The sequence below is a fragment of the Micrococcoides hystricis genome (assembly GCF_042434215.1).
In the GTDB taxonomy this organism is placed as follows: domain Bacteria; phylum Actinomycetota; class Actinomycetes; order Actinomycetales; family Micrococcaceae; genus Micrococcoides; species Micrococcoides hystricis.
Genome location: NZ_JBHLUB010000003.1, coordinates 89,659 through 110,764, shown reverse-complemented (window position 1 = coordinate 110,764; position 21,106 = coordinate 89,659). Strand labels below are relative to the sequence as shown.

The window sequence follows — 21,106 nt, the reverse complement described above, 5'->3', positions numbered from 1 at the left end:
CCCCTGAGTCAACCCGAGACAGACGCCAGCCCCGGCGCCTAGACCCATGTCGAGGGGCAGGCACCGGGGCTGGCGTGTTGATATGCGGTACGCGGTTTACACGGTGGCCGGAACACCGGTGGTGGTGTCCGGTTCGACTTCCCCGGAGGTACGGGAAGAGAGTCGACGTGCCAACCGACCGGCGATCCAGGTCAGGATGTAGTTCAGGATGATGAAGATGACGGCTGCGACCACGAGTGTCTGCAACATGTTCGACTGGCCGGAGCCCAGCTGGCGAGCGTATTGCAGTACTTCGTAGAAACCGATCAGGTAACCCAGCGCGGAGTCCTTCAGAATTACCACGAACTGGCTCATCAATGCCGGAAGCATCGCCACCAAGGCCTGTGGGACCTCCACGAAGGCCAACGATTGGTTGCGGGTCATACCGATCGCTGCAGCAGCCTCACGCTGACCTTTCGGCAGCGTGTGGACACCGGAGCGGATCAGCTCAGCGATCACGGCACCGTTGTACAGGGTCAGGCCGACGATCACCGCGTAGTAGGGCGCGTCCGCGGCGTTGATGATGCCCTGAGAGGCAACCACTTTGGCGAAGTAGTTGTACAGGAAGAACATCATCACCAGCACGGGCACGGACCGGAAGAACTCGACAACGATGGTCGCGAACCACCGGATCGGTGCGAACGGTGCCAACCGGAGGAATCCAAAGACCAGCCCGAACACCATGGAGGTGATGACCGCGATCACGGATGCCTGCAGGGTGAATCGCAAACCAGGCAGATAGTAGTTGGTCCACGCGTTAGCATTCAGGGCATTGCCCCAACGGGTGGGCGAAAGCTGATCCATCTCGTGGAGCTTAACCAGCACCAGCGCGATACCGACCGCCACGAGGGCAACCGTGATGATGTTGGCAATGCGTGTCCGGCGAGCGGCCAGCGGGCCGGGGGCGTCAAAGAGTACGGTTTGTTGTTTCATCGTGCCACCGCAAATCTCTCTGAGGCCCACGTGGTGACCAGACCGATAGGGATCACGATCAAGCAGAAGCCGATCGCGATAGTCATGAAGATCGAAATCATGACATCCGGCCGGAACTCGATCATGGTCTTCATGACAGAGGATGCTTCCGTGACCGAAGCCGCTGCGGCAACCGTGGTGTTCTTGGTCAATGCAATCAAGGTGTTGCCCAACGGGGTGATGGCACCGCGTAGAGCCTGCGGAAAGATCACCATGCGTGCCGCCGGCAAGAAGCTCAGCCCAATGGCGCGGGCAGCCTCAGCTTGGCCCAGTGGCACCGTGTTGACGCCGGAGCGGATTGCTTCACAGAAAAAGGCCGCGTGGTACAGGCTCAGAGTCACCACGGCGAACATGAAAAAGTTGGTGTTGAAGTCGGAGCTAAAACTGAACTTCAGCTGTCCCCAGACACCGAGGATGCCCAGCACCATCAGGATCGTCAGGGGAGTGTTACGGACAAGGTTTACATAGGCGGAACCAAACGCCTGCAATGACGGAACCGGAGAAATCCGGAATAACGCCAAAATAGCGCCGAGTACAAAGGAGCCGATCGCGGCCAGAACCGCGAGAGCGAGGTTTACCCCGAAAGCTTGGACTACGTTGTATTCGGCGATGAGTTCGAAAAGGCCATCCAAGGCAGCCACCTCATGGTCGATACGATGCGGAAGATGAAGGTGAAGTGGTGAAAAGCCCAACGGCCCGGTGCGGGTGGTCCGTCACCGGGCCGTTGGCGCCACTGAAGTAGCGGGAAACTCTACTGAAGACCCTTAGCCTTCGCAGGTCTCCATCTCTACATCGGTGTTCAGCTTCTCATCAGGCTCGTAGCCGGTACCCTCGGTGTTGGAGTCGAGAGCGTTCTGCCACTCGTCGCCGTCCTTCATCTTCTCAATGGCGGCGTTGATGGCCTCGCAACGGTCCTTTTCGCCCTTCGGCAGACCGACACCGTAACGCTCTTCAGAGAACGGGTTTCCAACAACCTTGAACTTGTCCTTGTTGTTGGAAGCACCGGCTAGACCAGCAAGAATGATGTCGTCGGTGGTCACAGCATCGACCTGACCGGACTCAAGGTAGGTCACGCACTCGGCGTAGCCGCCCTGTTCAACCAGGGAAACACCCTTGGCGTAGGTGTCCTTGATCTTCTGAGCCGAGGTGGAACCGGTCACCGAGCAGAGCTTCTTGCCATCAAGATCCTCTGGGCCCTTGATATCGGTGTCGTCCTTACGCACCAGCAAGTCCTGGCCGGCAACGAAGTACGGGCCGGCAAAGTCCACCCGCTGCTTGCGCTCGTCAGTGATCGAGTAGGTCGCCATAATCATGTCGACTTCTTTGTTCTCTAGCGCGTTCTCGCGGTTGGCAGACGGTGTCTGCTTCCACTCGATCTGGTCTTCTTCAAAACCAAGTTCCTTAGCGATGAAGCGAGCCACGTCGGTGTCGAAACCGGTTGGCTGGTTGCTACCTTCGCGGAAACCAAGACCTGGCTGGTCAAACTTGATACCGATCGTGAGCTTCTCGTCAGAGCCGGAGCCTTCGCCTTCCTTTTCAGAGCTCGGGGAGCAGGCTGTCAGGGCGAGTGCGCTGACGGCAAGGATGGCAGCGGCGCCGCGAATTTTTGAGATTCCCATTTGTGTTCTCCTCAATGTGGGAAGTGATGAACTGGTGCGATTACTGGTTACTCAGGATCTTGCCAAGGAAGTCCTTAGCGCGATCGGATTGTGGGTTGGTGAAGAAGTCCTCCGGAGTGGTGTCTTCGACGATTTCACCATCCGCCATGAAAACCACACGGTCGCCAGCCTTACGGGCAAAACCCATCTCATGGGTGACGACAACCATGGTCATCCCTTCTTTGGCCAACGAAGTCATGACATCCAAGACTTCGTTCACCATTTCCGGGTCCAGGGCGGAGGTCGGCTCATCAAAGAGCAAGACTTTCGGACGCATTGCCAGTGCTCGGGCGATCGCAACGCGTTGTTGCTGACCACCTGAAAGCTGGGCGGGCATCTTGTTGGCTTGCGCCTCAACACCCACCCGACGCAATAGCTCCATGGCTCGCTCTTTCGCCTCGGCTTTGCGCATCTTTCGAACTTTCATCGGACCCATGATCACGTTGTCCAAGATCGATTTGTGTGCAAACAGGTTGAAAGACTGAAACACCATGCCAACTTCGGCACGGAGCTTCGCTAGGTCTTTACCTTCGGCGGGCAATTCCTTTCCATCAATCATGATTTCGCCGCCCTCATCAATCGTTTCTAATCGATTGATCGTGCGGCACAAGGTGGACTTGCCAGAGCCTGAGGGCCCAACCACAATCACGACTTGTCCTTTTGGAATAGCCAAATTGATGTCTTTGAGCGCCTGAAACGAACCAAAGTGCTTATTGACGTTGGTCAGTTTTACCAATGGTTCACCACCGCTGACGACCGTCTGCGGTTCCGTGAACAGGTGCGAGGGCTCATGTGATGTGGAACTCATAAGTATGAGAGTAGCGAATAAACCCTGAATTCGATAGCAAATCGAAACCAGTTAGAGTAAATGTCATGAGCGAATATCCAAAGGACCTGCAGTTACGCTTTGGCGAGGCCGAGCGAAACCCGACTCGAAACCAAGGTGCGGTCGAGCTGCGGATGGATCTCGACGATCGTCCAATGGAGGACACGCTACTCCTGTTGGCGCCGACCCAAGAGGACTTCACCAATACCGACCCGTGGCGGGTCATGCGAATTACGGCAGAGTTCGTTGAGGGGTTCGACGCACTAGCGGAACTTGGCCCCGCGATCTCTATCTTTGGATCCGCGCGCACCCAACCTCATGAACCGCTCTATCAACTGGGCATCGATGTAGCCAAAGCCGTCGCCGAAGACGGTTTCAACATCATCACCGGCGGGGGACCGGGCCTGATGGAGGCCGGCAATGTGGGAGCGATGGAAGCCGGGGTTTGCTCGGTCGGCTTGGGGATTGAACTCCCGTTCGAAGCGGCCTTGAACGAATATTTGAATATTGGCATTAATTTCAGATATTTCTTTGCCCGCAAAACCATGTTTTTGAAATATGCCCGCGGTTTCGTCGTGCTGCCAGGCGGATTCGGCACCCTCGATGAACTCTTCGAGGCCCTGACACTAATCCAGACGGGTAAGGTCATTGACTTCCCGCTGGTGCTGGTGGGTAAGAAATTCTGGGCGCCGCTAGTGGATTGGCTTCGGGACACCCTGGTTGAAGAAGGTATGATCTCAGCCTCAGACCTGAACCTGTTCTCCGTGGTGGAAACACCGGAAGAAGTGGTGCAGGCGCTGCGCGAAGGATGCCGCTAATGCTCGTGTTGCTCTTGGTCCTGTTGGTGCTCTTACTCGGGATGGCCGCTCTTTTCCTGACCGAGAAGATTGCGCTGCCGACCGCGACCACCGATGTGCCAGAGAACGCATACCGAGCCGTGGATGCGGAGGCCAGCATCGATGATTTAGCGGCCACCAAGTTCTCCGTCGCGCTGCGAGGTTATCGCATGGACCAGGTTGATGCCGTCATGGACGTGCTGCACCAACGTATCCAGCGTCAAGAAGCTGAACTATCAGACTTGAGAAAAAAGATTACTGAGACAGAAGAATCTCGGTGATTAGGCTCACCGCAAAAACTCAAGGATAATACTAAGAAGAGTGAGCAACAAGAATAGAAAGGTCTAGAGGATGGCGGCACAGAAGCCACGCGCGGGGGACGGCCCATTAGAGGTTGTGAAGGAAGGGCGTAGCACGATCATGCGCATACCAGTAGAAGGTGGCGGACGTCTCGTGCTCGAAATCTCCCCGGAAGAGGCTCAGACGCTACTAGACCAACTCGTCACTGTGGTTGGGGACGAGCGCTAGAAGCCCTCACCCTCTGGTTCGAGGCTGCTAATGGCGTCGAACAGCTACGAGAAGACCGGTTCCAACCCCAAGTAGGGTGGTCAGGAACCGGTCATCATCGTTTAACAGCCGTTCTGCTTCGCGCGCGGAGACTGCAGTTTCTGACCGGTCTTGTGGGCGTGGGACCCGATCTTGGTCGAGTGCATCGTTGACTAAGACCAAGCCACCGGGGCGCACCAGGCGGGTCGACTGCTCAATGTAGCGGGGCAGATCCGCAACCTGGGCATCAAGAAAGACCACATCGTAGCCTTGGTCTGCCAATCGTGGCAGCACGGCTTCGGCTCGCCCAATGATCGTCCGGGTCCGATTGGAACGGTAGCCGGCTTCGGCAAAGCCTTCTTTCGCGGCACGGATGTGATCGGCGTCCGTATCGATGGTGGTCAGGACCCCATTGCTGGTCATGCCTTCCAGCAGGGCCAAGCCTGAGACACCGGCGCCGGTGCCGACCTCGACCACGGTCGAGGCTTTATTCGTGGTGCAAAGCACCGTCAACAGCCGGGCCACCGCGGGGGAGACCGCGGGCACACCGAGCGCGTGGGAGCGTTCGCGGGCACGGGCGAAAAGATCAGTTTCGACGGGACGGGACTCGATATAGGACCAATTACTGAACTTCGCTTCGGTGCTCATGAGCACTTATCCTAGCCGATCATCAGCCTTCTCCCAGCCAGGCCGGGCATACTAAAAACTGACTTGAACCCTCTGCGACAAGGAGCGCTTCGCGTATGGCCAACGATGCCCATGCTCATGGGCGTGCCGGCTCTCTGAGACGTCACCCGACGGCAAAGCTCGATCAGTACCTTGAAGACAAACTGACAGCAGAGCAAAGCCAGCGCATCGGTGCCCACCTGCACAACTGCCCCAGTTGCCTCGAAGAAGCCCAACGCCGTTCGCAGGTCATACGGCTAGCCCGCCAACAGCAGCCCTCGAGTATCCTTGCGACCTCAGATGTGCGTGGCGTGCAGGGCTGGAAAGTTGTTCTCGGAATCCTGACCCTCGGTGCCGTCGGCTGCGTGCTTTTACTCACCGCCTGGATTCTGGGTGGAGACCAGCCCACCGAGGAACCAGCAGTCGCCGGTGAAGACTCGCCCGCGGCAGCACTCTTGGGTGAATTCCAAAACCAGTTGGTGCCGGAACAGAACTTGGTCTACGAAGACATTTTGGCTATTCGCAACGTCGGTTTCGCCTGCCCTTTGCTCACCGGTCTTGGCTACTCGTACACCAACGCCCAAATTCTCCATGACGACCCAGATGTTGTCTCGGTGCGGATGGAACTCACGCGCGGCGACCAGCACGCCACGATTGTGGAGTCACGGGAGCTGTCCGAGCACCCTGCCACCGGGGAGCTCGGCCTGAGCGCCATCAAACCTGCCCAGAACAAGTCCGGCGTTCAGCGCAACACCCTTCAGGTGGTCGATGAGCCTGTGGCCAAGGACACGCCGGAGGATAGTTTCAAAGTCCGGGTCACGATGAATGAGGCCACCTACCTGATTGAAGGTAGCGGCACGCCGCAGCAAAAAGAACAGATCGTGAACTATGTGGCTCTTTCTGAGCAGGCAAGGTTAACCAGTGGTGACACCTACCCACAACAGGGTGTCCGGGATCGTTTTGAGCGCGGTTTCAGCCGCCTGATCGGCCAGTAATCCCGCGGTAAGCAGGTCCGAGGTTACGGTAGGCTAGAGGGCGTGGGTATCAACGGCGGCGAGTTCATCGTCCTTATCATCTTGGCCATGATCATTCTTGGCCCTGAACGCCTGCCCGAATACGCTTCCAAGCTTGCAGATTTGGTTAAATCCGCGCGTGCTATGGCCACTGACGCGAAGGCCAAGATCCAGGAAGAAACCGGTACCGACTTGGATACGGTCGACTGGAAAAAGTATGACCCGCGTAGCTACGACCCACGTCGCATCATCAAAGAGGCGCTATCTGAAGAAGCTGCTGCCATCCAATCAACGGCCGCCGCAGCGACGCTGCGGTCCGACGCCGTTCACCCGCGGATGCAGATGGGCGCAGCCAGCCCAGATGAACAGCCGGTGACCAACCCCATCTTGCGGGAGGGGCCCACAGCACTGGAACCTGGCCAACGGGCACCCTTCGACGACGAGGCCACCTAGAACGATAACGGTAACGATTTGCCGGCCAAGCCCCGTTTGCGCTGTGCAAGTTGATCCACGATTGCATTCAGTGCTTGAGCGCCGACCGACTGCGGTGCACTCGTCACGATTGGATCGCCCGCGTCCCCTGTACTGCCCAACAGCGGGTCAACGGGGATGCTGCCCAGCAACGGAACCTCATAGCCCAACGTTGCCGACAACTTCTCGGCGAGGGATGCCCCACCACCGGAACCAAAGATCTCCAAAGTCGACCCATCGGGCATCACCATGGCAGACATGTTTTCAATTACACCGCTGACCCGCTGGCCGGTCATGGTGGCTAGTGAACCGGCACGCTCCGCTACTTCCGTTGCAGCCTGCTGCGGAGTGGTGACCACGAGCAATTCGGCAGCGGGGAGCTCTTGAGCCACCGTAATCGCAATGTCTCCGGTACCCGGGGGCAAATCCAATAGCAAGACATCCAAATCACCGAAGTACACGTCGGTGAAGAATTGCCGGATGGCACGGGAGAGCATCGGGCCACGCCACGCAACCGGGGCGTTATCTTGGACAAACATGCCGATGGAAATCAGTTTCAGATCCTGCACCACCACCGGCAAAATCATTTCATCCATCCGAGTCGGAACCTCACCCAACGCCCCGAGCAAACGTGGCTGGGAGAAACCAAACACGTCGGCATCAATGACACCGACCGACAGTCCCCGTGCAGCTAACCCAGCGGCAAGATTCGCCGTGACAGAGGACTTACCGACCCCACCCTTGCCAGAGACCACAGCGTAGATCTTGGTCAGGGTGTCTTCCTGGGTGAACGGGTTAGTGGGCTTGTTCTTGCCTCCGCGCAACTGTTCCTTCAGTTTCTCGCGCTGCGCCGGAGTCATGACGGATTGCGCGAGATTGATCTGCGCCCCGGGCACGGCGGTGCTCAGCGCCTGTTGCACATCGGCTGCGATGTCATCTTTGCGCGGGCAGGCCGCGATCGTGAGGGCGACGGTGCAATCAACCACGACTGGGTCTTGGGAGGCATCGACGCTCAGATGCTCGACCATGCCCAGTTCAGTCAGGGGTTTGCGTAGCTCAGGATCAATGACGCGACTCAACGCGTCTTGGGCACGTTCAAGCAACTCAGTTTCCCGGGTTGCCATGGCTATCAGCTCTATTCTTTGGGATTTCAGGGGATTCAGTGGTGCTGAGCTCCGTGTTTTCTTCTTTTTTCAGCTCAGCTACGAGTTCTTCAAGAATGCTGCGGACTTCGGTGCGCACGAAGTCACGGGTGGCAACTTCGCGCAGACTGATCCGCAGCGCCGCCAGTTCGCGAGTGAGGTACTCAGTGTCAGCAAGATTGCGTTCAGCCCGATCCCGGTCCTCACGCAACGAGACACGGTCACGGTCATCTTGGCGGTTCTGCGCTAGCAACAGCAGGGGAGCGGCATAGGAAGCTTGCAGAGACAACATCAAGGTCAGTGCGGTGAACCCGAGCGCGGCGGAATCGAACCGCCATGCTTCAGGTGCGACGGTGTTCCAACCTAACCAGAGGACACAGAAGACTGTCATCCACAGCAGGAACTGGGGTGTGCCCATGAACCGGGCGAAGGTCTCAGTGGTTTGCCCGAAGGAGTCCGGGTTGGGCCGAAACCGGTTCCGACCACGGTGCCGGGCTTCAACCGGAGTATCGAGACCGGTGGCATCGGTGTTCTTGCGCATTGGGGGCCTCCTTGAACATGATCGGAACGAACAATACTGTTAGCGGTTGTGTGCGACACGCCAATCGTCGGGCAGTAAATGATCCAGCACATCGTCGACGGTACACGCGCCGACCAGCCGGCCGCTGTCATTGACCACGGGCAGCGAGGTCAAGTTGTAGGCCGCCAAGAGCCTCGTGACGACGGCCAGTTCGGTCTGGTCAGACACCGGCTCAAAGTCAGTGTCCATGATGGACCCGAGTTGTTCCGGTGGGGCGTGACGCAGCAACTGCTGGATATGGACCACGCCCAAGTAGCGCCCAGTTGGTGTCTCCAACGGGGGCCGGCACACGTACACGCTGGCGGCCTGGGCGGGAGTGAGGTCTTCTTTGCGCACATGGGCCATGGCTTCTGCGACGGTGGCTTCGGGGGAGAGGATCACCGGCACCGGGGTCATGATGGAACCTGCAGTGTTCTCGTCGTACTCCATCAACCGGAGGACGTCTTTGGCCTCATCCGGTTCCATGAGGTTCAACAGTTCTTGCTGCTGGTGATCGGCCAGTTCGTTCAACAGGTCGGCCGCGTCATCCGGGTCCATCTCTTCCAGCACGTCGGCCGCACGCTCGGGGGCCAGTTGGGAAAGGATTTCTACCTGATCATCGTCGGGAAGCTCCTGCAGCACGTCGGCTAGCTGGTCGTCCTGCATCGCCTCGGCAATTTCGAGGCGTCGTTTCTCGCCAAGTTCGTAGATCGCATCCGCCAATTCGGTCGCTTTGGCATCCTGGTGCTGGGCTAGGAACCGGGACGCCGGCTGTGCCAACTCATCGGAATACCAGCGAATCTCATCGAAACTGACAAGTTTGCGGGTGACAGAGCGGCTCTTGGGGGCGCTGATCGCCGCATAGAATTCTGCGATCTGCCAATCAGATCGGGTTGTCTGAGCCAAGCCCACGTCCTCGATATGGGCGGTCAGGGTGGGATCTTCACGCAACGTGATGCGACGATCGAACAACTCGGCGGCCACCAGTTTTTCCGACCCGCGCTTAGCAAAGCGACGCAAGTTAATCAGACCGGTGCTGATGACTTGTCGTGAATCCATGGAGGTAATGCGGGTCATCGGAACGAAGACGCGTTTCTTCCCGGGCACTTCAACGAGCAGACCTGTGAGTTGGGGCGGGGAGTGGATTCCCTGTTCATGCACCACAAGATCCCGGACTCGGCCCAGCCGGTCACCGAGTGGATCGAAAACGTCTAGGCCAAGAAGCCGGCCCGCGAAGATCTTGCTACTCACACCCCTAAGCCTAGTGCAGGATATTCAGCTGGGCGTAAAATACGGAACGTCCGGGCAGGTGAGGGCACTAAAGTTAGATTGAGAGATCAATCTATGTACCCTTCAGAAGGTGAAACCTCATGGCAAGGAATGCCCCCGCACCCAGCGAATTCATGCAGGATAACGGCCTGCCCCGCGGGGAGGTCATAGGCCATTTCGACCGCTACGCCAAAGCCCAAGAAATGGTCGACTACCTTGCCGATAAGGATTTCCCAGTTCGTGCCGTCACGATTGTGGGCAACGATCTGGTCTCGGTAGAGCAGGTGCGCGGCAAACTCACCTACGCTCGTGTCGCCCTGAACGCGGCGATGCAAGGTGCCGTGTTCGGTCTGTTCATCGGCTTCATCATGGCCCTGTTCTCACCCACCGACAACATGTTCGGGCAGATCCTAACCACCATGGGGATCGGTATCGGAATGTGGGTGCTGTTCGGGGTGATCAGCTACGCCATGACCGGTGGTAAACGTGACTTTATCTCCACCAAAGACATGATCGCCACAAGCTTTGATGTCGTCTGCGCCTTCAACTACGTCGGTGAAGCCAAGAACCTCTTGAAGGATCTACCCGGCTACCGCCCGTACACTCCACCAGCTCCCAAACCTGCTGCCGGCGCGGGGCAATCCGCCCCACAGGCGCAGCAACCACAGGCCGAACGCGCCTCCGGCAGATTCCCGGATCTTCCTGATGGTCGACCACAGTTTGGTGTGCGTATTGACGATCAGCAGCAAGAACAGACCGCAGACCAGCGTCCAGATTCCGCAGAGACCGAAGCCGGGGACTCGGAGAACCGGACCCAATAGACGCAATGCTTCACTCAACGATCTAGGCCCGTCAATCCTCGAACATATCGGGTGATTGACGGGCCTGATTCGTTGGACCTAGTACCCAGCCGGTTTAGGACGCAGACTTGCCTGCGATGCGGTCCATCCACGCCTCGATTTCATCCGGGGTGCGGGCCATCGATGCGGTGAGGTTCTCGCCGCCATCTTCGGTGACCAGGATGTTGTCCTCGATCCGAACACCGTTGCCGCGGTACTCTTCCGGCACCGCCAAGTCTTCCTTCTTGAAGTACAGACCGGGTTCAATCGTGAAGATCATCCCCGGGGCGAGGGTCCCGTCCAAATACATTTCCCGGCGCGCCTGGGCACAGTCATGAACATCGAGTCCAAGATGGTGGCAGGTGCCGTGTGGCATCCACCGGCGGTGCTGCTGACCTTCGTCGCTGAGTGCTTCCTCAACGGAGACCGGCAACAAGCCCCATTCGGAGAGTCGGTGCGCGAGCACTTCAAGAGCCTTGTTGTGCACGTCCCGGAACTTGATCCCCGGCCGGACAATCTCGAATGCCGCGTCATTGGCATCCAGCACCGCTTGGTAAATGCGGCGTTGTACCTCGCTGAAGCGACCGCTGACCGGGATCGTCCTCGTCACGTCTGCGGTGTAGAGCGAATCTGCTTCAATACCGGCATCCACTAAGAGCAGCTGACCGTCTTTGACCTCTCCGGTGTTGCGGATCCAGTGCAGGATCGTCGCGTTATTGCCGCAGGCAGCAATGGTGTCGTAGCCCAAATCGTTGCCTTCTGCGCGGGCGCGGGCAAAGAATGCGCCCTCTACGACGCGTTCGCCGCGTGGATGTTCTTTTGCCTTGGGTAGAGCGGCCACGATGTCATCGAAACCTGCCATGGTGGCAGCCACCGAGTGGCGCATCTGGTCGATCTCGTACTCATCCTTGATCAAGCGCATCTCAGAGAGTGTCTCCGCCAGCTCGATGCTTGGATCGGCCAGCTCTTGGTCTTGCAAGAGGGCATCTACTTGGGCGTCAACCTCGCGCAAGTAGGCAACCGCGGTTTGGCCGGCGTTCTTCGCCAAGGCTGGGCCCAGCTGATCCAAGTGTTCGGTCCGGATTCCGGTCCGTGCGGCCAAGCTGCCGAGTGTGGGGCGCGGGCCAATCCAAAACTCACCGGAGCGGGCATCGGCGTAGAACTCTTCGGTCTCACGCCCGGCCATGGGGCGGAAGAACAGGGTCGCTTGGTGGTCTGAGCCTCCGTCACCGGTGCCTGGGTCAACTGGTTCCAGCACGAGCACTGCATCGGGCTCGTGGTCAGCACCCAGACCGGTCATGTGGGCGAATGCCGAGTGCGGCCGGAACCGATAGTCGGTGTCATTGGAGCGAACCTTTGGGTTGCCGGCCGGAATCACCACGGTGGTGTCAGCGAACTGTTTGGACAGTTCCACGCGTCGAGTCAGGGCAAAAGGTGCAGCTTCATCTGCCGGTGGCAGTTCGGAATCGTCTGCGGCCCAGTGCGCAGCCATGAACTCTTTGAAGGCATCTGAGGATGGCCGGTGCGAGCGGTTATTCACACGCTCTTCCAGCGGCTGCTCGTCGGATACAGGGGAATCATTCTTCACGTCGTCAGTGCTAGTCACCCCCTTAGTCTCTCACTTTTAGCTTCGGTCTACACTAAGGGGTATGCGCTTCGATATGCACACCCACACGGTGGTCTCCGACGGTACAGACACCCCAACTCAGTTGGCGCAAAAAGTAGCCGCGGCCGGGTTGGGCGGCTTCGCCCTGACCGATCACGACACAACTGATGGGTGGGCGGCCGCTTCGACCGCAGCAAAGCAGCTGGGTCTAGTGTTCATCCCTGGAATGGAACTGACGTGCACCACTGATAACGGCATCAGCGTGCACGTGCTGTCCTACCTGCATGATCCCTATCACGAGGGTTTGTTGACGGAGATCGAACAGTCCCGGCGCTCCCGGCAGGAACGCGCGATCCGCATGGTCGAGCGACTCAACGAGGACTATCCCATCCAGTGGTCCGATGTGGAAGAACAGTGCGCGCCCGGCGCCACCATTGGGCGGCCCCATATTGCTGACGCATTGGTCGCGGCCGGGATTATTCACGACCGGTCGGAGGCATTCGTGGAGCTGCTTCATCCGCGCTCGCGATACTATGTCAGCCACTATTCCCCGGACCCCGTCCACGGCGTGGAGCTGATCCGGCAGGCCGGTGGGGTGCCCGTTTTCGCGCATCCGATGGCCTCCAAACGGGGACGCGTCGTGCCGGCGGAAGTCTTCCACGACATGATTGATGCGGGCTTAGCCGGTGTGGAAGTGTATCATCGGGACAATCCGCCGGCAGGACGGGAGTATCTGTTGAAGTTGGCCGCGGACCACGATCTGATCGTGACCGGTTCTTCCGACTACCACGGCTACGGCAAGCCCAATGAGTTGGGTGAGAACTCGGTCGGCCTGGAGGTCGTGGAGCGGATCGACGAGCTTGGCTTACTCGATGTGCACTATCCGGTGACGCGCTAGCGCCCTTGTGCCGGCAGTTGCTCGGTGAACAGTGTCGACTCGGGTAACCGTTTGCGCATGACATCGATCGCTTCGTCATTCTGATCGATCAGCACGAAGTTGCGGCCCAATTCCGCTGCCGCTGCACCGGTTGTTCCGGATCCGGCGAAGAAGTCGAGGACCCAGTCGCCGGGGCGAGACGACGCGGTGATGATGCGACGGAGGATTCCCAGAGGTTTCTGGGTGGGGTAACCGGTCTTTTCTCTGCCGGTGGGGGAGACGATGGTGTGCCACCAGACATCGGTGGGGAGTTTGCCCCGCTGGGCCTTCTCCTTCGTCACCAGCCCCGGTGCCATGTACGGTTCTCGGTCCACTTCAGTGGAATCGAAGTGGTATTTTTTCGGATCCTTCACGTACACCAAGATGGTGTCATGTTTGGCCGGCCAGGATCGTTTCGATTTGGCGCCATAATCGTAGGCCCAAATGATCTCGTTGAGGAAGCACTCACGACCAAAGATGATGTCCATCATGACTTTGGCGTAGTGCACTTCCCGGTAGTCCAAATGCACGTACAGGGTGCCGTCTTCCGCCAGCAACCGCCATGCTTCTTGAAGTCTGGGCATGAGAAAGTCCCAGTAGTCGATGAACTGGTCGTCGTAGCTAGCCAGTCTGGTACGAACGGAAGTGTAAGACTGTCCTTTGAAGCCGATTCGGTCTCCGGTACCGTCGGCTACCCGGGTGGTAGCGGTGTGGTGCCGTTGTTGCCGTCGGCCGGTATTGAACGGTGGGTCAACGTAAATGAGGGTGAAAGACCCTGCCGGTAGCTGTTGCAGGACCGGCAGGTTTTCCCCTTGGATAACGCGATTGGCGCTAAACACAGTCTTCTTAGGCTTCGCTACCGCCGGTGTTGTCCTTAGCGCCGCCGCTTCGACGGCGGTTACGGGTACGGGTACGCTTGCGTGGCTCTCCAGAGGTTTGCTTCTGGCGTGGGTGTTCACTCGCAGCTGCTTCGCCATCCACCACACGTTTGGTGCGGGTACGGTTACGCCGCGGCTTGGCTTCGCCAGCATCTCCCTGGCGAGAACGTCGTTCGCCGCGCTCACCCCGTTGACCACGGCCTCCGGAGCGTCCGGAACGGCCACGACCGCGGGAACGGTCATTGCGGTCACGACGATCCAGCTCTTCGCGTTCTTCAGCTTCCAGACCTGGTTTGGTGCGCTGATGACGGGGCAGACGGCCCTTGGTGCCAGCCGGAATGTTCAGGTCCGTGAACAGGTGGTCTGAAGAAGAGTAGGTCTCAACCGGCTCCGGCGTGTCCAGCTCAAGGGCGCGGTTGATTAACTGCCAGCGGGGAACATCTTCCCAGTCCACGAATGTCACCGCGGTGCCTTTTTGACCGGCACGCCCTGTGCGACCGATCCGGTGCAGGTAGGTCTTCTCATCTTCGGGGCACTGGAAATTAATGACGTGGGTGACGTCTTCCACGTCGATGCCGCGGGCGGCCACGTCGGTGGCGACCAAGACATCAATCTTGTTGTTGCGGAACGCACGCAGCGCTTGCTCGCGTGCGCCCTGACCCAAGTCACCGTGGATGGCGCCGGCAGCAAAGCCGCGTCGGGACAGCTCATCTGAGAGCTGGGCGGCAGCGCGCTTGGTCTTGGTGAAGATGATGGTCCGGCCGCGGTCTTCGGCTTGAAGGATGCGGGCGACAACCTCGTCTTTGTCCAGCTGGTGGGCGCGGTAAATGACCTGACGGATGTCTTTCTTGGTGGCACCGTCGTCTTCTGGGTCTGCGGCACGAATGTGCATCGGCCGGGACATGAAGCGACGGGCCAAGGTCATCACCGGACCGGGCATGGTCGCCGAGAACAGCATGGTCTGGCGAACCGGTGGGAGAGCGGCCATCAACGTTTCAACGTCCGGCAGGAAGCCCAAGTCCAACATCTCATCGGCTTCATCCAAGACAACACCGCGCACGTTCTCCAAGTTCAGATGGCGTTGACGGTGCAGGTCGATGAGGCGCCCGGGGGTGCCGACCACAATGTCGGTGCCGTTCGTCAGTTCGGCAATCTGCGGCTCATAGGCCCGACCACCGTAGATGGTTGTGACCCGGATGCCGCGCTTGGTGGCAGCCTTTTGCAGATCGTCAGCAACCTGGACGGCCAGCTCACGAGTCGGCACAATCACCAGACCCTGCGGGGCACCGGCGTGCGTGAGTTTCTTATAGTCCGCGTCGGTCCGTGCCCACGACTGCTGGATCAGTGGGATGCCGAAACCAAGGGTTTTACCGGTACCGGTCTTGGCTTGCCCAATAATGTCCTGACCGGTGACCGCAATAGGCAAGGTCATGGACTGGATGGGGAAGGCATGCGTGATGCCGTTGGCCTGCAGTGCTTCAACGATGTCCGGGTGTACGTCCAGTTCAGCGAAGGTGGGTTGCTGTTCGAGGACCTGTTCCTCGGGAGTCTGATCGAGTGCTTCTTGTTCAGTTGTCATAAAAGTGAATATTCCAATCGGTCGCGCACCACGAGCTAAGGTGGGATGCTCAACGCCAACGACCAAGCGTTGTTGGCGGAGCCACAGCAGGTGCTCTCTGTGGAAGCCGATCGGTTTAGAAACATCACAGAGCTAGCGACCGGGCATCCAATCTTCTGTACCAGTCTAACGGTTCAGCCCCAATTTCCACGAAACCTCATGCTGCTTAACTTTTGCAGCGCACACGAAAACGCGCCGTGAACCTCCTTGGTGGAGCTCACGGCGCGTGCGCTTGAGTCGAGGACTGCGGCGGGTGTGTGCCTTAGCGAACGAACCCGACCTGGCGGGACTCGGGATCACCACATTCAACGTAGGCGATGGAAGAACCGGCAACGACCACGGTCTTGTCCTTCTTATCGGTCAAAACGAGCTCTTCGCCACCCTTGATGGCTTTGGCTACGGTCTTCGTCAGGTCATCGACGCTGTCCTCGACTTCCAAGACGAGTTCACGGTTGACGTTCTGCATGCCAATGCGGATTTCCATGCGGGCTCCTTCAGTCAAACTAGACGGGGGTCTTCAGTTGTGACTTTACCCCACCGGGTACTAGCTGGCAGCGTCCTCATCCAGTGAGTTGATGCCGAAAAAGGAGACCTTAGTCAGTGAGCGGATCGCGTCCTCGCGTGTGATTCCGTTGGATTCACTGAACCAATGTTCACTCGCAGTGGTGAGCATCCCCGCCAGGCCGTGACCCAGAAGTTCAGCGGTCGGCTTATCGATCTCTGCGCTGGAGGCGATATTGTCGGCGAACTCACGGGCCAATGAGTGCCTCAGGTTCTGCACCACGGAGTAGATTTGCTGATCGGAAGCCACCGCCGCGGTGTAAATGAGCTTGGAAGCATCACATTCCTCATCTACGAACGTGAAGTACGCGGTCACCACGGCTCGCACCCGATCGTAGGGTGCTTGGGAATTATCTAAGACGGCAGTGACTCGGTCTCGCAGTTGGCGCACGGCGGCGAGCAGGATCTCCATGTAGAGATCGTGCTTCGAGTCGAAGTGCTGGTACAACACAGGTTTTGAAACTCCGCCACGCTCGGCGATGCTGTCCATGGATGTACCGTCGTAGCCGCGCTCCACAAAGCTTTCAGTGGCGGCTTTGAGCAGGGATTCCCGACGCTCAGCACGGGGCAGCCGGGGTGTACCGGACTTGAATGGACGACCACGAGGGCTCGGCTTCATTGCGTTACCTCCAAGAAACATAACTCGTGGTAGCTATGTTACTCGGGGTAGTCCTCCATTTACCGTTTAACCGGTTGCGGAATCCCGCAAATCTGTGCTCGTTGGGCAGCTCTTGCCTTCCGCGAGGCGTTGCCGCCGGCGTTTGTTCTCCAGCGCCTTACGTTTCTTAGCTGCCGCTAGTGCTTTGCGACGCTCAGCACGGGATTCGATCTCGTTTTGATCGATGTTGTACAGCGACTCCAGAGCGGCCACGTATTCGGCTGCTCGACCAGAGGCGGCTAGCTCCTTGGCCCGAATGGTCGGAACGTGGAGAAGCTCCCGCACGAGGTGACGTAGTGCGAACTCGACCTCTTGAGCTGCGGCGGTGCACCCGTGTCGGGAACGAACCTTCGCCATCTCATTTTCCAGCACTTCATGCGTATGTTCCCGCAGCGCAACGATGGCATCCGTGGCGGTACGCTCCCGAAGTTCGGTCAGGAATTCCCCAATGGCACGCTCCACAATGGCCTGGGCCTGCATGAGGGCCGCATCAGCGGATTGTGGCGCAGCGTTCTTGACCGATTCAAGGGTGATCAGTTCAACCCCAGGAAGCTGGGCAACAGCGGGATCAAAGTCATGGGAGAGGGCCAAGTCGAGGATGGCCAGAGGGTGCTTTTGGGTGCCCCGGACCTGCTGCAGCTGCTCCAAGCTCAAGCGACGCTCCCCGCCGGAGCAGCCAATGAGCACGTCAGCTTCAGCAACAGCATCCGGCAGCGTGGCATCATCCAGTGCGAACCCACCACGATCGGCTACGAAGTCTGCGGCGCGCCCGGAGGAGGAATGAACGGAAATGTGCTGAGCGCCGCGGGAACGAAGCTGCGCCATGGCGGTACCTGCGTACGCGCCAGTGCCAATGAGCACAATCTTGGCTTCTGGCCAGAATCGCTCAGTGGTGGCCAAGTCTTCGGTCAGATCCAGTGCTACGGAAACCACCGAACGTCCCTGAGCGCCAAGTTCTGTTTTTGCGCCGACTTCTTTGGCGGTGCGGGTGACGGACTCAAACAACCGGTTCAGGTGCCCGGTCGCGGTGTGCTTTTCTTGGGCTTCGGAGAGGGCGCGGCGAACCTGGCCGGCGATTTCACGTTCCCCCACAACGGCGGAGTTGAGACCGGCGCCGACTTCAAACAGGTGCCGGACCGCTTCATCGGAAATCTTCAGAGTGAAAGCCGAGACGATGATCTCGTACGCGATGCCGCAGGAGACGGAAATCGCCTGATAGACCTGCGTTGCCGCTGTCTGCACTGCGTCCGGGCCCGAGCCCTGAGCTTCAATGTAGAGCTCGTAGCGGTTGCAGGTGGCTAAGACGACACCACCACGGACGACGTTGTCCTCCGGCAGGCAGGACAAGACACGGTCAGCCCCGGTACTGAGTTGGGCGACCGTTTCTAAATCAAGCTTCGTATGCGATGCGATAAGTGAAAAGAAAACCACAGCGCTTCAATTCTACATCTGAAACGAAGTAGGGCAGAATCGAAGACATGGTTAGCGATTCTTCGACTCTTCTATATCCGGCTCTCTCCGCCGACCACCCACTGAATTCTGGTCTGACCCACGATGCCACGCTGATCAAGGCGTACCGTGGTGAACGCAGCGAGACCCTTCCGGTGTGGTTCATGCGGCAAGCCGGCCGTTCTTTGCCTGAATATCGCAAGTTGCGTGAAGGCACCGAAATGCTCGAATCGTGCTTGCGCCCGGAGATGGCTTCAGAGATCACGCTGCAGCCGGTCCGTCGGCACAAGGTTGATGCCGCGATCTTCTTCTCCGACATTGTCATCCCGGTCAAGTGCGCCGGTGTCGACGTCCAAATCGTGCCGAACGTTGGGCCGGTCCTTGGCGAAGCCATCGACACCCCAGAAAAAGTTGCAGCGCTGCCCGAACTCGACGATGCAGCACTGGACCCGATCCGTGAAGCAGTAGCGCTGACGGTGGCCGAGCTCGGTTCCACCCCGCTGATTGGCTTCGGTGGTGCACCCTTTACCGTGGCCGCTTACATGGTCGAAGGTAAGCCGACCCGTGACCACTTGGGTCCACGCTCCATGATGCATGCTGATCCCGAGACATGGCACGCGCTAGCCGATTGGGCCGGACGCGTCACCGCTCAATTCATCCGCGCTCAAGTTGAGGCCGGCGCCTCATCAATCCAGTTGTTCGACTCGTGGGCCGGTTCCCTCTCCCTGAAGGACTACCAAGAGTTCGCGCAGCCACACTCGGCCAAGGTTTTCGCCGATCTAGATGATCTGGGTGTGCAGAAGGTGCACTTCGGTACCGGCACCGGCGAGCTGTTGACCGCGATGAAGGAGGCCGGCGCAGATGTCATTGGCGTTGACTACCGGCTGCCGCTGGACGTTGCAGCGCAGCGGGTCGGCGCCGACACCCCACTGCAAGGCAACATCGACCCGGCGCTGCTGACGGCAGGGTGGGAGCCCTTGAAGGCTGACATCGACGCAGTGATCGCCGCCGGCAAGAACGCCCCAGGTCACGTGCTGAACCTTGGTCACGGCGTGCCTCCGACGACTGACCCGGACGTGCTCACCCGCATCGTGGAATACATCCACGCGCAGCCGGGCCGATGAGCAAACATTTTGACGCGATTGTCATCGGCGGTGGGATCTCCGGTCTTACCGCCGCATGGCAGCTGCGCAAGAACGGCACCGCCCGAGTTGCCGTATTGGAAGCAACCAATCACTGCGGTGGCTGCGTCAGCGGTCAAAGCATAGCCGGGCTCACCGCAGATGCCGGCGCCGAATCATATGCCACCCGATCCGCCGTCATCCCAGAGTTGCTGACCGAACTCGGTATCGCGGACAAGCGGATCGAGCCGAACCCGGCAGGTGCGTGGCTGGTGTTGCCGGAAGGCGCCCAGCCGATGCCACGCACCGGAATCTTGGGCATTCCCGGTGACCTCGAAGCCGAAGAAACCATCCAGGCGCTCTCGGCCGAAGGTCTGCAGCGGGCCCGAGAAGACCTTGAGAAACCGATCGATCACTGGCGTGAGCGCCTCGCCCAACCGGGCGGGCCACAAGCATCCGTGGCCGAACTGGTGGTTGACCGGATGGGTCAAGAAGTTCTTGACCTGTTGGTCACACCGGTCGTCTCTGGTGTCCACGCCGCTGATCCACAAACCCTCGATCTGGAGACGGTCGCGCCCGGTCTGCTGGAGCGGGTCGTAGCCGAAGGCTCGCTCTGTGCAGCGGTCTATGCCCAACGGCTGGCCGCAGGACAAACGGTGTCCGGGAAGCCGGGCTCCGCGGTTGGCGGACTCGCCGGTGGCATGAACACCCTGACCACGGCGTTGTTGGCAAAGCTGGCGGAGCAGGACGTGGTTGTGCACACCGATGTTGCCGTGACCGCGCTGGAACTGGGGCAACCGCACCGACTCAGCACCACTGGCGGCCAACTCACCGCCGAGCGCGTCGTTGTTGCCACGGACGGACCGACCGCCGTGGATCTCCTAGCCGCAACCGATGCGGAATTCGAGAAGTACCGGCCTGAGCCAGGCACCGGCGTGGCCTTGGTTTCACTCGTCGTGGACCATCCGGAACTTGCGGCAGCGCCCCGGGGGACCGGCGTGCTTGTTTCCCCCCTCGTCAAAGACATCGACGCTAAAGCCTTGACCCATGCGTCGGCCAAGTGGGCATGGATCCGCGACGCGCTCGCAGCCCAGAATCCCGACCGTCACCTGCTGCGCCTGAGTTACGGACGTATCTCCGATGAACCAGGCCGCCTCGGCTATGGCTCAGAAGACGAGAAGCTCATTGCCGCCGCCCTCAACGACGCGGCCGCGATCACCGGCATTGAACTGCAGCCGGCGGACATTGTCGATTCCGGAGTGGTGCGTTGGCTTGGAGCCCTTCCGTTCGCTACTATCGGACACCGGGAAAGAGTTTCCGCATTCCGGAAAAAGCTGGCTGAGTTGCCGCGGGTCGATGCCGTCGGCGCATGGCTGGCTGGGACCGGGTTGGTCGCTGTCGTCGCGGACGTGCAGAAGACGCTCAGCTAACCGCGATAAGGTAAAGATTTGGGAGCAACAAAA

23 protein-coding genes are annotated in these 21,106 nt (G+C 59.2%); 9 read left to right on the top strand and 14 right to left on the bottom strand.

Translation table 11 applies throughout. The features are described 5' to 3' along the window. Nucleotides 1-96 precede the first annotated feature (96 nt). From ACFFFR_RS03180 to ACFFFR_RS03165, 4 genes are all read right to left on the bottom strand, one after another. Nucleotides 97-972, bottom strand: coding sequence for an amino acid ABC transporter permease (locus tag ACFFFR_RS03180; RefSeq protein ID WP_377458078.1), 876 nt, complete (start codon nt 970-972; stop codon nt 97-99). Beyond that, nucleotides 969-1,643: an amino acid ABC transporter permease gene (locus ACFFFR_RS03175; RefSeq protein WP_377458077.1), complete on the bottom strand. Its 675-nt coding sequence runs from the start codon at nt 1,641-1,643 to the stop codon at nt 969-971. Before ACFFFR_RS03175 ends, ACFFFR_RS03180 begins: the two co-directional genes overlap by 4 nt. A gap of 132 nt (nt 1,644-1,775) precedes the next feature. Then, nucleotides 1,776-2,630, bottom strand: a complete 855-nt coding sequence (locus tag ACFFFR_RS03170) for a glutamate ABC transporter substrate-binding protein (protein WP_377458076.1) — start codon at nt 2,628-2,630, stop codon at nt 1,776-1,778. A gap of 40 nt (nt 2,631-2,670) precedes the next feature. Next, complete coding sequence (locus tag ACFFFR_RS03165) at nt 2,671-3,405, bottom strand: amino acid ABC transporter ATP-binding protein (RefSeq protein ID WP_377458120.1); 735 nt, start codon at nt 3,403-3,405, stop codon at nt 2,671-2,673. A gap of 137 nt (nt 3,406-3,542) precedes the next feature. Between ACFFFR_RS03165 and ACFFFR_RS03160 the strand changes: the two genes are divergently transcribed. The 3 genes from ACFFFR_RS03160 to ACFFFR_RS03150 all read left to right on the top strand — a co-directional run bounded on the left by ACFFFR_RS03160 (nt 3,543) and on the right by ACFFFR_RS03150 (nt 4,859). Further along, a complete protein-coding gene (locus ACFFFR_RS03160; protein WP_377458075.1) occupies nt 3,543-4,313 on the top strand; it encodes an LOG family protein in 771 nt (256 codons plus the stop codon). Then, on the top strand, nt 4,313-4,612 hold the full coding sequence (locus tag ACFFFR_RS03155) for a DivIVA domain-containing protein (protein ID WP_377458074.1): 300 nt from the start codon (nt 4,313-4,315) through the stop codon (nt 4,610-4,612). Before ACFFFR_RS03160 ends, ACFFFR_RS03155 begins: the two co-directional genes overlap by 1 nt. Nucleotides 4,613-4,682: 70 nt before the next feature. Beyond that, on the top strand, nt 4,683-4,859 hold the full coding sequence (locus ACFFFR_RS03150) for a DUF3117 domain-containing protein (RefSeq protein WP_377458073.1): 177 nt from the start codon (nt 4,683-4,685) through the stop codon (nt 4,857-4,859). A gap of 27 nt (nt 4,860-4,886) precedes the next feature. On the opposite strand, the gene ACFFFR_RS03145 is transcribed toward ACFFFR_RS03150, so the two are convergent. After that, the gene (locus ACFFFR_RS03145; protein WP_377458072.1) at nt 4,887-5,525 is read right to left on the bottom strand and encodes an O-methyltransferase; all 639 of its coding nucleotides are present in this window, start codon (nt 5,523-5,525) and stop codon (nt 4,887-4,889) included. A 95-nt stretch (nt 5,526-5,620) separates the two neighbouring features. Here ACFFFR_RS03145 and ACFFFR_RS03140 point away from each other — a divergent pair, with 95 nt between their 5' ends. Both ACFFFR_RS03140 and ACFFFR_RS03135 read left to right on the top strand, forming a co-directional pair. Beyond that, complete coding sequence (locus ACFFFR_RS03140; protein ID WP_377458071.1) at nt 5,621-6,538, top strand: zf-HC2 domain-containing protein; 918 nt, start codon at nt 5,621-5,623, stop codon at nt 6,536-6,538. Between the two features lie 42 nt (nt 6,539-6,580). Further along, nucleotides 6,581-7,009 carry a twin-arginine translocase TatA/TatE family subunit gene (locus ACFFFR_RS03135; protein ID WP_377458070.1) on the top strand — a complete coding sequence of 143 codons (429 nt, stop codon included), beginning with the start codon at nt 6,581-6,583 and terminating at the stop codon, nt 7,007-7,009. Here ACFFFR_RS03135 and ACFFFR_RS03130 read toward each other — a convergent pair. The 3 genes from ACFFFR_RS03130 to ACFFFR_RS03120 are packed head-to-tail and all read right to left on the bottom strand — an operon-like array spanning nt 7,006 to nt 9,979. Continuing rightward, the gene (locus ACFFFR_RS03130; RefSeq protein ID WP_377458069.1) at nt 7,006-8,151 is read right to left on the bottom strand and encodes an Mrp/NBP35 family ATP-binding protein; all 1,146 of its coding nucleotides are present in this window, start codon (nt 8,149-8,151) and stop codon (nt 7,006-7,008) included. The genes ACFFFR_RS03135 and ACFFFR_RS03130 overlap by 4 nt on opposite strands. Continuing rightward, nucleotides 8,132-8,710, bottom strand: a complete 579-nt coding sequence (locus ACFFFR_RS03125) for a DUF1003 domain-containing protein (RefSeq protein WP_377458068.1) — start codon at nt 8,708-8,710, stop codon at nt 8,132-8,134. The genes ACFFFR_RS03130 and ACFFFR_RS03125 overlap by 20 nt, the downstream gene beginning before the upstream one ends. A 39-nt stretch (nt 8,711-8,749) precedes the next feature. Then, on the bottom strand, nt 8,750-9,979 hold the full coding sequence (locus ACFFFR_RS03120) for a magnesium transporter MgtE N-terminal domain-containing protein (RefSeq protein ID WP_377458067.1): 1,230 nt from the start codon (nt 9,977-9,979) through the stop codon (nt 8,750-8,752). 119 nt (nt 9,980-10,098) lie between these two features. Here ACFFFR_RS03120 and ACFFFR_RS03115 point away from each other — a divergent pair, with 119 nt between their 5' ends. After that, entirely contained in the window at nt 10,099-10,818 is a 720-nt protein-coding gene (locus tag ACFFFR_RS03115) for a YflT domain-containing protein (protein WP_377458066.1), read from the top strand. A gap of 94 nt (nt 10,819-10,912) precedes the next feature. Here the strand turns inward: ACFFFR_RS03115 and ACFFFR_RS03110 are convergent, their stop codons facing one another. Then, nucleotides 10,913-12,442 (bottom strand): aminopeptidase P family protein, encoded by a 1,530-nt coding sequence (locus ACFFFR_RS03110; protein ID WP_377458065.1) that lies wholly within the window; start codon nt 12,440-12,442, stop codon nt 10,913-10,915. Nucleotides 12,443-12,485: 43 nt separating this feature from the next. Here ACFFFR_RS03110 and ACFFFR_RS03105 point away from each other — a divergent pair, with 43 nt between their 5' ends. Further along, a complete protein-coding gene (locus ACFFFR_RS03105) occupies nt 12,486-13,340 on the top strand; it encodes a PHP domain-containing protein (protein WP_377458064.1) in 855 nt (284 codons plus the stop codon). On the opposite strand, the gene ACFFFR_RS03100 is transcribed toward ACFFFR_RS03105, so the two are convergent. The 5 genes from ACFFFR_RS03100 to ACFFFR_RS03080 all read right to left on the bottom strand — a co-directional run bounded on the left by ACFFFR_RS03100 (nt 13,337) and on the right by ACFFFR_RS03080 (nt 18,504). After that, nucleotides 13,337-14,197, bottom strand: coding sequence for a DNA-methyltransferase (locus ACFFFR_RS03100; RefSeq protein ID WP_377458063.1), 861 nt, complete (start codon nt 14,195-14,197; stop codon nt 13,337-13,339). The genes ACFFFR_RS03105 and ACFFFR_RS03100 overlap by 4 nt on opposite strands. A 7-nt stretch (nt 14,198-14,204) precedes the next feature. After that, a complete protein-coding gene (locus tag ACFFFR_RS03095; protein WP_377458062.1) occupies nt 14,205-15,815 on the bottom strand; it encodes a DEAD/DEAH box helicase in 1,611 nt (536 codons plus the stop codon). 301 nt (nt 15,816-16,116) lie between these two features. Then, nucleotides 16,117-16,338 (bottom strand): DUF3107 domain-containing protein, encoded by a 222-nt coding sequence (locus ACFFFR_RS03090; protein WP_377458061.1) that lies wholly within the window; start codon nt 16,336-16,338, stop codon nt 16,117-16,119. A gap of 60 nt (nt 16,339-16,398) precedes the next feature. Next, complete coding sequence (locus tag ACFFFR_RS03085; protein ID WP_377458060.1) at nt 16,399-17,034, bottom strand: TetR/AcrR family transcriptional regulator; 636 nt, start codon at nt 17,032-17,034, stop codon at nt 16,399-16,401. Between the two features lie 66 nt (nt 17,035-17,100). Then, nucleotides 17,101-18,504: a glutamyl-tRNA reductase gene (locus ACFFFR_RS03080; protein WP_377458059.1), complete on the bottom strand. Its 1,404-nt coding sequence runs from the start codon at nt 18,502-18,504 to the stop codon at nt 17,101-17,103. Between the two features lie 47 nt (nt 18,505-18,551). Between ACFFFR_RS03080 and hemE the strand changes: the two genes are divergently transcribed. Then, a complete protein-coding gene (gene hemE / locus ACFFFR_RS03075) occupies nt 18,552-19,646 on the top strand; it encodes a uroporphyrinogen decarboxylase (protein WP_377458058.1) in 1,095 nt (364 codons plus the stop codon). After that, a complete protein-coding gene (hemG, locus tag ACFFFR_RS03070) occupies nt 19,643-21,073 on the top strand; it encodes a protoporphyrinogen oxidase (RefSeq protein ID WP_377458057.1) in 1,431 nt (476 codons plus the stop codon). Before hemE ends, hemG begins: the two co-directional genes overlap by 4 nt. The last annotated feature ends 33 nt before the right edge of the window (nt 21,074-21,106 follow it).

Bases quoted from the DNA above. Each gene is read 5' to 3' on its own strand.
- ACFFFR_RS03180 (WP_377458078.1), bottom strand. From the start codon at position 972: ATGAAACAACAAACCGTACTCTTTGACGCCCCCGGCCCGCTGGCCGCT.
- ACFFFR_RS03170 (WP_377458076.1), bottom strand. From the start codon at position 2,630: ATGGGAATCTCAAAAATTCGCGGCGCCGCTGCCATCCTTGCCGTCAGC.
- ACFFFR_RS03160 (WP_377458075.1), top strand. From the start codon at position 3,543: ATGAGCGAATATCCAAAGGACCTGCAGTTACGCTTTGGCGAGGCCGAG.
- ACFFFR_RS03155 (WP_377458074.1), top strand. From the start codon at position 4,313: ATGCTCGTGTTGCTCTTGGTCCTGTTGGTGCTCTTACTCGGGATGGCC.
- ACFFFR_RS03150 (WP_377458073.1), top strand. From the start codon at position 4,683: ATGGCGGCACAGAAGCCACGCGCGGGGGACGGCCCATTAGAGGTTGTG.
- ACFFFR_RS03145 (WP_377458072.1), bottom strand. From the start codon at position 5,525: ATGAGCACCGAAGCGAAGTTCAGTAATTGGTCCTATATCGAGTCCCGT.
- ACFFFR_RS03140 (WP_377458071.1), top strand. From the start codon at position 5,621: ATGGCCAACGATGCCCATGCTCATGGGCGTGCCGGCTCTCTGAGACGT.
- ACFFFR_RS03130 (WP_377458069.1), bottom strand. From the start codon at position 8,151: ATGGCAACCCGGGAAACTGAGTTGCTTGAACGTGCCCAAGACGCGTTG.
- ACFFFR_RS03125 (WP_377458068.1), bottom strand. From the start codon at position 8,710: ATGCGCAAGAACACCGATGCCACCGGTCTCGATACTCCGGTTGAAGCC.
- ACFFFR_RS03115 (WP_377458066.1), top strand. From the start codon at position 10,099: ATGGCAAGGAATGCCCCCGCACCCAGCGAATTCATGCAGGATAACGGC.
- ACFFFR_RS03105 (WP_377458064.1), top strand. From the start codon at position 12,486: ATGCGCTTCGATATGCACACCCACACGGTGGTCTCCGACGGTACAGAC.
- ACFFFR_RS03095 (WP_377458062.1), bottom strand. From the start codon at position 15,815: ATGACAACTGAACAAGAAGCACTCGATCAGACTCCCGAGGAACAGGTC.
- ACFFFR_RS03090 (WP_377458061.1), bottom strand. From the start codon at position 16,338: ATGGAAATCCGCATTGGCATGCAGAACGTCAACCGTGAACTCGTCTTG.
- ACFFFR_RS03085 (WP_377458060.1), bottom strand. From the start codon at position 17,034: ATGAAGCCGAGCCCTCGTGGTCGTCCATTCAAGTCCGGTACACCCCGG.
- hemE (WP_377458058.1), top strand. From the start codon at position 18,552: ATGGTTAGCGATTCTTCGACTCTTCTATATCCGGCTCTCTCCGCCGAC.
- hemG (WP_377458057.1), top strand. From the start codon at position 19,643: ATGAGCAAACATTTTGACGCGATTGTCATCGGCGGTGGGATCTCCGGT.